Here is a 13,832-nt window from a genome sequence, read left to right on the forward strand (position 1 = left end):
AACCAATGATGAAATATTTAATGATTTTATTGATATCCATTATTTTTTCAGATGAACTGATTGCTCAAGGTTGTAGGGTGGATGCGACAGTTCGAAAAAAGGATGATGGTCAACCTATATCTAACGTAAGTTTGGAAGTAGACAATTTTAATTATAAAACTAATAAGGATGGTCAGGTCTATTTTTTTACATCTAAAGAATTGAGTGTTATAAAAATAAAGCACTTAGGATATAAATCTGAAGTAGTTAATATAAGATGTGTTGAAAATACAATAATTATTATCGATTTGGTTGCAGATGTACAAGAGTTGGATAGCGTTTATATATCTACTGGATATGAGAAAATTTCAAAAGAACGAGCAACAGGAGCATATGAATATATAGATAATAAATTACTTAATCGAACTGTAGGAATGAATATCTTATCTAGGTTAGAAAATATAACTACAGGTATTCATTTTGATAAACAATCTATCAGTTCCATATCGTTAGGATTGCCTATTACACCAAAAATATCATTGCATGGTATAAATACTTTAAGAGATTATTCTAATCGAAGTTCCCCACTCATCATATTGGATAATTTCCCATATGATGGCGATATTAATTCTATAAATCCGAATGATATAGAAAGTATAACAATATTAAAAGATGCTGCTGCGACATCTATATGGGGAGCTAAAGCTGGAAATGGTGTAATAGTGTTGACAAGTAAGATAGCTAAATCTTCAGATAGAATTAAAGGGACTTTTTCGTCAAATATTACAATGCATAGTAAGCCTGATTTAATGAAACATCAGGTTATTAATCCTGCTGATTATATTGAAATTGAACGATTCCTATTCGATAAAGGTTTTTACCGAAATATGGAGATAAATCGTAGTCGACCAGCACTATCGCCTGCTGTAGAATTATTCTTAAAAGAACGTGACAAAATCATTTCAACAGAAGAATTTAGTCAAAGTTTAGAAAGGTTAAAATCCCAAGACATAAGAGATGATTTTAATTCATTTCTGTATCGTAATTCTACGATACGTCAACATAATATTAACCTAAATGGGCAATCAAATAAAAATAGATTTATACTTAGCGCAAACTATGATAAATCTATGCCAATACAAAAAGGACGAGAATTTGATCGTGCAAATGTTCGACTTGATAATAATTATCAACTGAATGATAAGTTGAATGTATCAACATCTATTAGGTGGGCAATTTCTAGTGAATCGATGGCAGATGGAGTGCCAGTTTATAGTAATGTAGGATATAAATATCCTTATATGAAGTTAGCTGATAGCTTAGGGAATGCATTAGCAATACCAAAAGAGTATCGATTATCATATATTGAAAATACAGGTGAAGGGTTATTAATGAATTGGCTGTATAAACCACTTGAAGAAATTTTGAATCCTCCAACAAAAAACATTAAGAAAGATTTGTATATAAATACAGGTATAACTTATAAATTATTTCCTTGGCTTATAATGGATATTAAGTATCAGTATTCAGACAATTTAAATAATCTTAATTCATTGTATGATTTATCAAATTACCGAACACGAAATCAGATTAACCTGGGTTCTAAAATCTCGGATGGAAATGTTATATATAATTTTCCATATGGATCAATCTTACAAGAAGATTATAGTACAGGAATCGGTCATAATGGGCGTTTCCAAACGAATGTTAGTAAATCATGGCTAGATAAACATCAATTCAATAGTGTCCTTGGGTTTGAGTTTAATTCTAAACACACAATGTCGAATGGCTTAACAATAATTGGTTTAGATGAGAATACACTAATTTTTCCAGCAATAGTTGATTACCTAACGCCTTATCCAATTTATGATAATCTACAGGCTTCTGGAACTATCGGACAACCACTTCGACCTATGACCGATTTACATCAACGTTATGTTTCTTACTATGGAAATGCTTCATATAGCTATTTGTCAAGATATATATTTAGTGCAAGTTTTCGTAAAGATGCGTCCAATTTATTTGGTTTATCAACAAACGACAAATGGTCTCCATTATGGTCAGTAGGAGGTAAATGGAATTTAGCAAAGGAAAATTTTCTAAATAAGCAATGGTTGTCAAAATTAGATTTAAGAGGATCGTATGGATTTAGTGGAAATGTAGATAATAGTCTAAGTGCAGTGCCAACATTACGATTTTTATCTACTGGAAATCCATACTTAGTTCCATGGCAGGGAGCTCAGATACTAAATGCACCAAATTCTGAATTACGTTGGGAAAAGGTCAAAACAATAACAATAGGATTAGATTTCGGATTCTTAAATGGACTATTAAGCGGCAGTATTGATTATTATAGTAAAAATACAAAAGATATATATACAAATGTACCGTTGGACCCCACTACTGGATTGGATGGAATGGTAATTAATGGTGCAAATATCAATGGTAAAGGTGTGGATTTTCAGATCAAAGCTATACCTATTAATTCAAGTGTTAGATGGAGTACGAACTTGTTGTTCTCTTATAACAATACATGGATTAAACGTAATTACAAAGAATATACAGGTCCAAATGACCTGTTGACTGAAGGGATTAATAGTGTAGAGGGACATTTAGCATTTCCATTGTATTCTTATAAGTGGGGAGGGCTTGATCCACAAACAGGCGAACCTAGGGGAGTATTAAATGGCGAACCGAGTAAAGATTATAGAAGTTTAAGAAATAAAAATATACAACCTTCTGATTTAGTTTTTCATGGCTCTCGAAGACCTGTGTATTGGGGGGCTTTTCGTAATGATGTTCAATTTAGAAATTGGGCAATATCTGCTAATATAAGTTGGAAGGCTGGATATTATTTTAGAAAGGAATCTATAAATTATGCCCACGTTTTGAATAATAGTTATACACATGTTGATTATTACAATCGATGGCAAAAACCAGGTGATGAAGAATTCACTGATGTACCAGCTTTTTTATACCCATTGAATTCGTTGGCAAATAGTTTTTATGCAAATTCTGAAGTGCTTGTTGAAAAAGGAGATCATATTTATTTGGACAATATTCGATTGGATTATAGAACATCGAATTTAAAATTTATTGATCTGACTACTTTCTTAATTATGTCTAATGTTGGGACAATTTGGAGTGCTAGCAAATCAGGTCAATTTCCGGATAATCTAACAAGTATCCCAATGCCAAGGTCTTTTAGTTTTGGGTTTAATATAAATTTTTAAATTATGAATATTAATAGTAAATGGATAGTATATATACTTCTTACAATTTCCTTGTTTTCTTTTTCATGTCAGAAATATTTGGATTTAAAGCCAGATAAAAAGTTAGCAATACCATATACTGGCAATGATTTACAAGCTATATTGGATAATATACCTCGGATTAATGATGGTGAATCTGCGTTGTCAGAAATAGCAGCAGATAATTTCTTTTTGCCATACGCAAATTGGCAGGGTATTGAAGAAATTGAAAATAGAGAATCCTACATCTGGCAGAATACTCCTGTAGCCGAATTGTATTGGTCATATATGTATAGAAAAATTTATGACAGTAACTTTGTTTTAGAATACATTGATAAAGTTTCTTACCAATCATCTTTGCAAAGAGATTATATCTATGGAAATGCACGATTAATTAGAGGAATAGCTTTTCAAAAGTTAGCAGAAGTATTTTGCATCCCATTTTGGAAGGGAATGGTAAATGATAATAGCTTTGGCTTAGTTTTGAAGTTAAGTTCTGATATCAATGAAACTAATAAGCGAGCAACATTATTTGAAACTCATAAGCAAATTAGTGAAGATTTAATTGAAGCCTCAAAATATTTACCCCCTAATATTTCTGAATACCCTACAAGACCATCAAAAGTTGTTGCATATGCCGCATTAGCTAGATATTTATTATCTATACAGGATTATCCTGGTGCTTATAATTATGCCAATTTAAGTTTACAAATAAAATCTACATTGTCAAATTATAATAATATACCATTGGTACCTTATCCTTTTAATTTATATAATGATGAGATTTTATATTTCACTAGATCTTATCCTTATAGAAATTTAAGTGAAGACAATGCTAGAGTTGATACGGTCTTATATAATTATTATGATGATGCAGATTTAAGAAAGGAAATACTTTTTAAAAAACAACTTGATGGATACCATTCGTTTGTGGGAGATTATAGCAAAAGTAATTTTGAAAAATTTACTGGTTTAACTACGGCAGAAATGTATTTAATACGCGCTGAATGTCTCACAAGAGAAAAGAAATACTTAGAAGCTCAAAACGATTTACTACTTTTATTAAAGTCTAGGTATGTTTCAAATTATGATTTTACATCATTGCTTTTAGGACTAGAACCAGTTAACTTATTATCACAAATATTACTAGAACGGAGGAAAGAACTAATTGGAAGAGGGGTAAGATGGACCGATATTAGAAGATTGGCTTTTGAAAGACCTATTCAAATGAAACGAATTTTATTAGATAAAACATATATTTTAGAAAATGATGATATAAAGGGATTTGCGTTTAACCTACCACAAGTAGTAATTGATCGAGGCAATTATGAATAATTAATAAAATACACCTGAGTTGTCAAAACTCAGGTGCTTTTTTTAAGGTTGATGCTTTATTTCAGAACGGTCTGGACTAGAACCTTGATTACGATTTAATACATCCTGTAAACTGGTTTGATTTGGTATTGTGCTATTTGATGCATCTGGTTCAGCCTTTACAGCACAAAGCTTTGTTCCATTTACACATGAAGGTTCAGGATTGCTCATAGTAGGTGAATACGGTGTATAAAAGTTCGGGTCTTCAATTTCATCTACATCACTTGGATTTCCATTAAAAACGAACCATTGCGTCGTAATAAATTTAAGTTTCCCAGTTTTTTCACTTTGCATAGCCTTTACAACGAATATTAATCCGAATAGTAAAGCTAAAGTAGCCATGCCTGTTATTAATTTTGATTTAATAGTTTTCATTTCAAAAAGATTTTTTTTATAAAATTGATTATACATAGTTTCAGAATTCGCCACTATGTTTTAGGTTATACGTTAAATGGGCCTACCAGTCACACATGATGGGTGAGGGTGTGACCTTAATCTTAAATAAGGCAAATTTTCTTTTATACTTTTTCATTAGTTGTAGATGTTTGGTACTATCAAATCTCTACAACTGTTTATTTAGAAGATTATGCTATTGGCATATTTCTTATAAATGTAAATGATAGGATAAGGCGCGGTAATAGTATTTAAAATTGCTAATGTTTAGATAAGACATCTTTTCTTTGATAGTTAGTGTATCGTATAAATCTGGTTGAAGTAAAGCTAATGCATGAATTCGATGTTTTGAAGGGGAATTAAGAATGCTTATTAATTGTTGTGTATATCGAATTTCGTGTTGTTTTAGAATCTGATAGATTTCATTGAGTTCGGTATACAATGTTAATCCATTTTGCAAGCTGCTATTTGGTATTTCGAATAATGTAGTATTTCTAAGGAATTTAATAGTAAGCGGTTCTGAGTTTTTTGAAAAGACGTGCTTAGTCCCAGAAAAGTAGTAATGAGAGGTATAAAATCTTTCTATATTCTCTTTTTGATTGTGAAAGCTTATCATTGCTACTAAACCCTCTATTATAAAATTCCATTTACTTATATGTTCATCATGCATTTTGTAATAGGAGTTTGAAGAATACAATTTAATCCTTCCGTTGATACGTAAAAAGTGTTTTGCTTCTTCAGATAACTTAATGTAGTATCCAAGGTAATTAATAACTCTTTCCATAAAGTAAATCCATAGGTAAATCCACTAATATGGTTTTTACAATTTGTAATTATAGAATTCAAGTGTACAAAGTATATTTTATAAGACTTACGTTGTATAAATTGATGTAACTCTTATCTTAAAATTGTAAATCATCAGTAATTCTTAATTTCTAAACGTTGTACCATTTTATTTGAATTCTCATTTTTTCGTTTGCATGTTTGCTCTTGTTGGATCCAATTAGAGTTATAAACGAAGCAAGTTCTAGGCCTGTACATCCAGTGTTTGCTTATGGTAAAATATTAAGACACGATTCAAAATGAAAAACACAAACAATCAAACGCTATGGAGAACTGAACTTGGTGAAATGAAACCAACCATTTTAGTTTGGGGACAATTTCAATCCCTTTTAGATAATGAACCTCCACCAAAAGAGCGCTGTCCAATAAGAACATTTTAGATTGCTATAAATAGTCAATTCATGTTTTTTAGAGGGAGAATATATGCTGAATTGGCAAATTTATTTTCCCTCAATTTTCTAACTTAATCACACTAATTATGATTTACAATACCTGGGATTTTGCCTTATTCTCGGCAAATATTCATCACTTTTTTTCGGATATAGCTTGGAACTCGCATACGGTGATTTATAAAAAGTGGCTTGAATACCATAAACCTAAATTTATAAAACCTGAAACTTCTTGGGATTTAGATAATCTTATACCCATTATATCTAATCAACCATCAATAATTTGTTTGTATCATTTGGGATATCATGCGCAGATACCAACTGCAATTGCTAATCAAAATATTTGCTTTGATATTTTAATTGATAGAAATGTATATGAAGATCAGCATACAGAGATTAATAAAATGAAGTCTAATTTGTTGTATAAAGACTCTAGTTACCAATTTCTTTTTAGCGATGATCCTCAGGTTCTAATAAAAGCTCGATCTACTTTATTGCAGGGACGACATCTTTTAATATTTGCAGATGGTAATTCAGGTACTTTAAAAGATGCAACTAATAATCGTGTAGAAGTTGATTTTTGTGGAAATAAAATCAAAGTACGAAAAGGGATCGCTGTATTGAGCTATTTACTGAAAGTTCCTATTATTCCACTAACACATAGCAATAGTTTAAATAGATTTAAGATTATTCCTGGAAGAATACTATTACCGCTTAATTATAATAAGGGTAAAGAATATATACTTTTTGCTATGCAATATTTATATAGTTTTTTAGAACAACAAATTATCGACGAGCCTTTTAAATGGGAGTCATGGAATTATTTGCACGAAATGGCTTGTTTCGATATAGGTATACATGATACCCAAATTCAAGATAATTTAACTATCAGAGATTCGTGGCTATTAATGGAGTTGAATGGTAATACTGGTTATTTTGATAGATCTAGTTATAACTTTATTTATCTTAATTTAAAATAATAGCTTATATTTAGTTATCACCAAACAATCTACTATGAAAAATGCAAGAATAAAAATTCTATTGCATTTGATAATCGCTGCATTTATTTTTCTTTGGAATTATTTTCTAAATTACTTTTATGCGCAAGAAGATATTCCGCTTAATCACATCGTAGCTATATCGGCAGTTTACATATTCTTTTATTTAACTATTTCATTTTTTTTAGAGGTTATATATAACCAAGTGAATAGTATTCGTGTTATTTATTGTTTTTGTTATTTAGTTGTAGGATGGAATATAACTTGGGTAATTGATAATATTATATATAAAATACTGCCGTATTTTGACATAGAATTATTCGATGACACTATACCAAGAAACGATTCATTATTTCATTATAGAATTTGGGATGCTTTTATATCACTTAATGTTCTAGCTGTAATATATATTGTGATTCAACAGTATGTACTTTATTATCTAAAGAATAAGAAATTACAAAAAGAGTTAGCCATAAATAGGGAAAGAGTAGTAGATATGAAGTATACGTCTCATTTTATGAAGAATATATTCGCTGAAAGTTTTGGTGAAATGTTATTAAATGATGAACCTAAGAATACGCGAACAATAATGGATATAGTTGAATTTTTAGGTTATATTCTAGAGTTGGAAGATTTTGGGAAGAGAGATACATGGAGTTATAGTTTAGATAAATTGCAGTGTTTTATTCGTCTACTACTTAAGCATTATGGTGAAGGAGCAATAAATTTTAAAATTATTAATGATGACAGTGATGTTTCTCTTTTACCCAGAGGACTTTTGTTATTTCCATTAGAAAATTGTCTTAAACACGCATATATCTCACCTGATTTTCCTGTCAATTATAATTTAGTTTTAGATAATAGTGTTATTGAAATCACATGTACGAGCTCTACACATCAATTTAAAAGTAAGGAGAAGTCAGGAAAAGGATTTTTGTTTTTAAATGAGAAAATTAAGTATAGTGACTACCTACCTGTAATAGTGAAAAAATCTAATACAAAATCGTTTACGTTAAATATGAAATTGATACCTAATTAGAATGGAAAAGCAAAAATACAATATTCTACTTCTGGATGATAAACCAAAATCCTTGGTTTATTTGATGAAGATGATTTCTGAGGTTTCATTTATAGGTAATACAACCGTGTTATCTGACCTGAATGAATGCCTCCAAAGCATTGATGAAATGGATATTGATATTTTGTTTTTAGATATGGATTTTGGTGATGTAGATTTAGATGGCAATACTTGGTTAAGTATGTTAACCGATCCTCCTGTAACTGTTGCATGTTCTTCATATAGTAATTATGTATATAGTTCAAGAGAGGTGGGTATTAAATATTTCATAGGTAAAACTCCTAGTTTTAGAGTATTAGAAGAATTATTAAAAGATGTTGTAATTGAAGTTGATCGTAAAGCTGAGAAATTGAAAAGGGAAGTGAAGCAGCTTGAAATTAAAGATGTATCTGGTGAAGAAGTGATAATTCAAGTACAGGATATTTTATATGCTTTAATTAACAATAATATTCTAACCATATATTTAGAATTAGATGCTGTAGTTACCCAGATGTCTTTAAAATCTTTCGCTAGTATGTTACCAGTAGATAAATTCGCTAAACCTCATAATAGTTATTTGATAGCATTGGACAAAATCGAAGTTGTAAGGGGAAAACAAATTTTTCTTAAGAATAAATCGGAAGATAGAAAAGGGGATCAATCGCTTCATATTACGCAGGAGTTTGCCAAAGAATTTAGGCATAAATACGAAATTTTTAAGCAGAATAACTAATTGAAAGGCGATATAACGTATCACATATTATATCATACATTTTTCACTTTTAGTGCTGTTATTTAATAATAGATACCTAAAAATAATTTTAATTGTGGGTAATAATACCGTTTTGAAAAGAAATGAATTTAAAATTAATACTATTACTCTCGATTTAAATGATGATAGACAAATAAGCATATTGCTTAGGCATAAATAGATTTTAATAATTTAAGTTCCTAACCTTAAAACCTTTAATCTTACACTATGAATCCTTTACATGTAGAATCAATATATGAAGGAATGCTTAATGAATTGCGCCGTGTTAATAATTTCTCATTGAGTACAGTAATTGATTTTTCGAGCTCTATATCGATAATTTTGAAAACATTAGATGAACTTCAAAAATTAGTAATAGCTAATCCCTTTATAGATGATGAAACTGAAATATATTTTTTTAAATATATCAAACCAAAGTTTCATAGCTGGCAGGTTTATATTATTGAGCTTCACCATGTTATTAGTATGATTCCAATAAGTACTGATCAAGTTATTAAGAAATATTATCTACATGAGTTGAAAGTAATTAATCGATTTTTCAAACGATATGCGCTGTATTATCAATATTATTTAGCTGATGATAACAGTAAAGATGCTGATTACTTCCTGAGTCGAAATTTGAAAGATTTACCTCCAGAACTTAAACTCACAAACAAACAGGATAATTATACTAGTAGTTTAGACTTACTTTTTGCAAAATTTAAAGCTTATGAAATGTTGCGTGATTGTTTTGTTGGAAAAATTAAAAAATTAGATAAAAAGAAGGATTTGGATGCGCTAGAAAGCGAGCTAATAAAACAGCGTCGTTGGTGGTCTGGAAATAAGATTGAATTAGTAGAACTTGCTTATGGTTTGTATCACTCTAAAAGGATAAATGGTGGAAAAGCTGAACTTGGTGAAATAATATCCTGGTTAGAAAATAGCTTAAATATTGATTTAGGACAATCTTACCGAATGTACATCGATATAAGTAGACGTAAATTGGTAAGTCACACAAAGTTTTTAGATGAAATGCAATTTACATTAGTTAATCATATCCAAAATGGTTTTGGTAATAAGCATCATAGGAAGAATCAATAAGGAAATGATTGAATAATAAATAGGCCTGATTGGATTTATTGATATGAATTTTAAGACTAATATATAACTACTTGATTTAAAGTGTTAAAACAGGCTGTGGCTTTCCTAATTCTCAAAAAATATGGTTTTATATTAGAATATTTTGTTAACGATTTGTTACTATTTTAGCTTCCTTTATCCACTCATTAACAATTTCAAACAACTCTGTTTCTGAATTATTAATTTCTGACATGTTTGTAAATGTTGCAATAGCTCTGTCTTTTTCTTTCCATACTAATAGCTTACTATGATCATCTATTAATCTATTTTTTGGTTGTGTTTGTTTCTTTGCTCCACGATGAAATATGAGTTGAATATTTTTTGGTGGCTGAATTTTCATTGTAATTCTATCTTCATTATCCAAATGATAATTTGGACCATTCCATTTTACATTTTCATTTAATTCATTATTAGCAGAAAGAATATAAACTCTTAATTGTTCAATTTCATTTCTCAACGGATGATTTAGACTATCTAAAAACGCAGTGACCTCAATATTTAGCTTAACGATCTGATTTTTCATTTAATATGTTTTAATATTTGGTTTTATTCCATTTTTTTAAAAAAAACTTAATCTTATGGTGAAGGTTTCAGTATTTTAAGCAATAACCCCTCTAATAATTTTTTTCTGTAATCAGAAGGAGTTTTGTTCGTGTGTCTTTTGAAATATTTGTTGGTTCAAAAGTCAGTATATTAGCAATTTTAGAAATTGTCATTTCGCTATTTTCTAATATTTTTTTTGCAACATTAATGGTCTTTTCATTACAAATATCACATGGAGATTTGTAAGTGGCTTCTTTAATTGTATTACTTAAGTGAGTAGGGTGGATGTTCATAATCCTTGCTACATCTTGAATTCCTAAAAAAAATATCTTCTTCACCCAAAACAATCTTTTTTAAATGATTGTCGAGGATATCATTAAATTGTTGAGTTATTTCTTTAGGTCTCTTGTTCACCAGATGTTTTTAAAAATTATAGCTATACGTTTTTGTGCTTTGTGTAGTAAGGTATTAGAATCACTAAACTTTTAGCCTTGCACAAATGTAAATAAAAAGGGCTAGCATTTAATTATTAATGTCAGCCCATATTACGCAAAACCGCTGTTATTTTTAGTATTTTTTTCGAGTTAAGAAGTACGTCAGTTGCTAATTACTGGGGCTTGTCGCAAGTATGTTTTGTCGGCAAGTTGCTGAATGAGAAAGTCGGCTAAGTCAGTCCGAGATAGCGAAAAAAGATTTACTTGTCCGTCACCCGTATAGCCTATGTTTAGTTTGCCTTTAGATGGATTATTACTCAACATAGGTAAACGAACAATTGTCCAGTCAAGAGGGCTTTTTGCAATTTCTTCACCTGTTGCTACAATGTCTTGGTAGGTGTCATTTATGAATGATTTAACCATAAAAACTCCCAAGGTAAAACCGAATTGAAATTTGTCCTTGCTGACTTTATAGCTTGGTGTTGCCGTTGCAATAAGACGTTTTACACCATGCATTTGCATTGCACTAATAATGTTTTTAATGCCTTTAGAAATTACAAGACCTTTGGATTTACCAGTCGGACCTAACACACTGATAACAGCATCGGCATTTTTTACGGAACTTTTAATTTTTTCAATATCAGTCAGTTCACCTTCAATAACTGTAAGGTTGTTATGCTGGATTGAAATTTTAGAAAGTGTCCGTGCATAAGCAGTAACACTATGTCCAGCTGATAATGCTTTTTGAATGACGAGTAAACCTGTAGTTCCTGTTCCTCCAAATATTGTAACGTTCATAATTAAAGAGAGTTAAACCTGTTGTAAGCAACAAAACATATTAATACTAATAAAATAAAATTGAATGCAATGGCTTTGTATTCTTTATATTTTAAGTGATGCATCATTGCTAATGTCATTACCAATGCAAGCGAAGTTGCTGCAATAGGTGTCAATACTGGAAAAATATTGAGAAGCCAAGGCAGTATAAGTCCCAAGGCTCCAATAAGTTCACTTAATCCAATTATACGAACTGTTGTCAATGGAAACCTGTCAGTCCAAGTAACTCCTGATTTTAATAGTTTATCAATAGGTTGAGTAGATTTCATAATTCCTGCCATGGCAAAAATTAGGGCAAGTAATCCCTGTACTATCCAAAGTGTAGTATTCATTCTTTTAAATTTTTTAGTCTTGACAAAGTTAATTACTTTTGCTTACTAAATGTAAGCAGTTACCTAAAAGTAAGCAAGAAAGTTAGGGATGAGTAAAGCAAATCATACAGATTGTAGTTCAGCAATGCTTCCAGTTAGAGATGCGTTGGACGTAATAAGTGGAAAATGGAAATTGATTATATTAATTTCTATATCTTCAGGAAATCACAGGTTTAGAGAAATTGAACGAAGTATTGGAAAAATTAATTCAAAAGTTCTTGCTAAAGAGTTGAAAGACTTGGAAGAACATAAATTGATTAAAAGAACTGTCTATGATGAGTCACCTGTATTTGTTGAATACACGACAACTCCTTATGCCACAACGTTAGGAAAAGTTATTAAAGAACTCCGCGATTGGGGTTTAAACCATAGAAAGGAAATCATAGGAAAGTAGAAGAGCCATAATCATTTTCTTGCAGATTTTTTTATTAGAAAGGTCGTCATACCAATTCCGCAAACGGGTCGCGTATTGGCGATAGTGGCGGATTTGAAAATCCTAAATTTTTAACATTGCAATTACCTGAGCAACTGCTTTATATTATTTTCTAAATTTATGAATAAAGGGAAATATAAAAGGTTGTTGCGTAAAAAAAAGAGAAACTTTTAATTCCTCCCTTAAACCGTCATTGATCCAAACCCTTGTTAGTTGTTCGGTTTTGTTATTCACCTTTTTTAAATTCTTTTACATTGACAGAATTGTCGCTATATGTTTGAGTGATTTTTATTGTTTGGTCATTTTCTTCAAAACTAATTTTTTCGTCATATTCGGTGTCCCGCCAACGTCCGTCAAGGTTTGCCCAAAGAATTTTATCTTCTTCAATTTTTATTTTGAAATCGAATTTTTTTGAGTCAGATTTTCTAATGTAAGTCAGAATATATAATCCATTTTCGTCTTTTACTTTAATTGTCTTTGAAGGTTGACCCATAATTGAAGAAATTGCAAATCTTGCTATATCTTCTTTTGAAAAATTCATTACTGTACCTTTTTGCTTTATTTCAGTTTCAACAATTGGTGTTTGTTCTAAACTGGAAACTTTTTCTGTTGAAGAATTTCCACAACTTGTCAATATAATAACGAACAATAAGTTTAGAGTTATTTTTATAGATTTCATATTTGTCAAATTTGGCAATAGTGGCGGATTAGAAAGCCAAAACTTTCAATTTTGCACTAAACTAAGAACAGTCTTTTATTATTTTCTAAATTTATGAAAAAGTAAATATAAAAGGCTGTTCCGACAAAAAAAGGAGAAACTTTCAATATCTTCTTTAAACCGCCATTTCGCCAATACAATATTAGCTACAGTTTTATTTCTTTATGGTGTTTTTTTGAAATCTTTATATTTGTTTTTGTAAATCTCTTTTTGCAAAAATTAGTCTAAAAGATCTCTTTTTCTGTGTTTTATGAATTTTATTTTGAAATAAATAAATTATAATGTTGAAATGTTATAAAACTTGTGTTGAAATGTTTTGTA

14 protein-coding genes are annotated in these 13,832 nt (G+C 30.1%); 7 read left to right on the forward strand and 7 right to left on the reverse strand.

Going from position 1 to position 13,832, the window contains the following annotated elements:
• Positions 1-5: 5 nt before the first annotated feature.
• Together IPZ78_RS13295 and IPZ78_RS13300 are read left to right on the forward strand one after the other, a co-directional pair.
• Positions 6-3,212, forward strand: coding sequence for a SusC/RagA family TonB-linked outer membrane protein (locus IPZ78_RS13295; RefSeq protein ID WP_225554479.1), 3,207 nt, complete (start codon positions 6-8; stop codon positions 3,210-3,212).
• Positions 3,213-3,215: 3 nt separating this feature from the next.
• A complete protein-coding gene (locus IPZ78_RS13300) occupies positions 3,216-4,565 on the forward strand; it encodes a RagB/SusD family nutrient uptake outer membrane protein (protein ID WP_225554480.1) in 1,350 nt (449 codons plus the stop codon).
• Positions 4,566-4,607: 42 nt separating this feature from the next.
• Here the strand turns inward: IPZ78_RS13300 and IPZ78_RS13305 are convergent, their stop codons facing one another.
• Together IPZ78_RS13305 and IPZ78_RS13310 are read right to left on the reverse strand one after the other, a co-directional pair.
• The gene (locus tag IPZ78_RS13305; RefSeq protein ID WP_225554481.1) at positions 4,608-4,979 is read right to left on the reverse strand and encodes a hypothetical protein; all 372 of its coding nucleotides are present in this window, start codon (positions 4,977-4,979) and stop codon (positions 4,608-4,610) included.
• A gap of 229 nt (positions 4,980-5,208) precedes the next feature.
• A complete protein-coding gene (locus tag IPZ78_RS13310; RefSeq protein ID WP_225554482.1) occupies positions 5,209-5,781 on the reverse strand; it encodes a hypothetical protein in 573 nt (190 codons plus the stop codon).
• A 537-nt stretch (positions 5,782-6,318) separates the two neighbouring features.
• Between IPZ78_RS13310 and IPZ78_RS13315 the strand changes: the two genes are divergently transcribed.
• The 4 genes from IPZ78_RS13315 (at position 6,319) to IPZ78_RS13330 (ending at position 10,136) form a co-directional block, all read left to right on the forward strand.
• Positions 6,319-7,209, forward strand: coding sequence for a lysophospholipid acyltransferase family protein (locus IPZ78_RS13315; RefSeq protein ID WP_225554483.1), 891 nt, complete (start codon positions 6,319-6,321; stop codon positions 7,207-7,209).
• Positions 7,210-7,243: 34 nt separating this feature from the next.
• Positions 7,244-8,266, forward strand: a complete 1,023-nt coding sequence (locus tag IPZ78_RS13320) for a LytS family sensor histidine kinase (RefSeq protein ID WP_225554484.1) — start codon at positions 7,244-7,246, stop codon at positions 8,264-8,266.
• Position 8,267: 1 nt separating this feature from the next.
• Positions 8,268-9,017, forward strand: a complete 750-nt coding sequence (locus IPZ78_RS13325) for a LytR/AlgR family response regulator transcription factor (RefSeq protein WP_225554485.1) — start codon at positions 8,268-8,270, stop codon at positions 9,015-9,017.
• Between the two features lie 246 nt (positions 9,018-9,263).
• On the forward strand, positions 9,264-10,136 hold the full coding sequence (locus tag IPZ78_RS13330) for an RteC domain-containing protein (RefSeq protein ID WP_225554486.1): 873 nt from the start codon (positions 9,264-9,266) through the stop codon (positions 10,134-10,136).
• Between the two features lie 145 nt (positions 10,137-10,281).
• On the opposite strand, the gene IPZ78_RS13335 is transcribed toward IPZ78_RS13330, so the two are convergent.
• The 4 genes from IPZ78_RS13335 to IPZ78_RS13350 all read right to left on the reverse strand — a co-directional run bounded on the left by IPZ78_RS13335 (position 10,282) and on the right by IPZ78_RS13350 (position 12,321).
• Positions 10,282-10,698 (reverse strand): DUF1801 domain-containing protein, encoded by a 417-nt coding sequence (locus IPZ78_RS13335; RefSeq protein ID WP_225554487.1) that lies wholly within the window; start codon positions 10,696-10,698, stop codon positions 10,282-10,284.
• Positions 10,699-10,789: 91 nt separating this feature from the next.
• Positions 10,790-11,056 (reverse strand): helix-turn-helix domain-containing protein, encoded by a 267-nt coding sequence (locus IPZ78_RS13340; protein ID WP_225554488.1) that lies wholly within the window; start codon positions 11,054-11,056, stop codon positions 10,790-10,792.
• A 258-nt stretch (positions 11,057-11,314) separates the two neighbouring features.
• Positions 11,315-11,950, reverse strand: coding sequence for an NAD(P)-dependent oxidoreductase (locus tag IPZ78_RS13345; protein ID WP_225554489.1), 636 nt, complete (start codon positions 11,948-11,950; stop codon positions 11,315-11,317).
• 2 nt (positions 11,951-11,952) lie between these two features.
• Positions 11,953-12,321 carry a DoxX family protein gene (locus tag IPZ78_RS13350; RefSeq protein WP_225554490.1) on the reverse strand — a complete coding sequence of 123 codons (369 nt, stop codon included), beginning with the start codon at positions 12,319-12,321 and terminating at the stop codon, positions 11,953-11,955.
• 124 nt (positions 12,322-12,445) lie between these two features.
• On the opposite strand from IPZ78_RS13350, the gene IPZ78_RS13355 reads away from it, so the two are divergent.
• The gene (locus tag IPZ78_RS13355) at positions 12,446-12,754 is read left to right on the forward strand and encodes a winged helix-turn-helix transcriptional regulator (RefSeq protein ID WP_225554491.1); all 309 of its coding nucleotides are present in this window, start codon (positions 12,446-12,448) and stop codon (positions 12,752-12,754) included.
• Between the two features lie 265 nt (positions 12,755-13,019).
• Here the strand turns inward: IPZ78_RS13355 and IPZ78_RS13360 are convergent, their stop codons facing one another.
• The gene (locus IPZ78_RS13360; RefSeq protein WP_225554492.1) at positions 13,020-13,472 is read right to left on the reverse strand and encodes a hypothetical protein; all 453 of its coding nucleotides are present in this window, start codon (positions 13,470-13,472) and stop codon (positions 13,020-13,022) included.
• Positions 13,473-13,832 lie beyond the last annotated feature (360 nt).

The sequence above is a fragment of the Sphingobacterium bovistauri genome, from assembly GCF_020295405.1.
Lineage (GTDB): Bacteria > Bacteroidota > Bacteroidia > Sphingobacteriales > Sphingobacteriaceae > Sphingobacterium > Sphingobacterium bovistauri.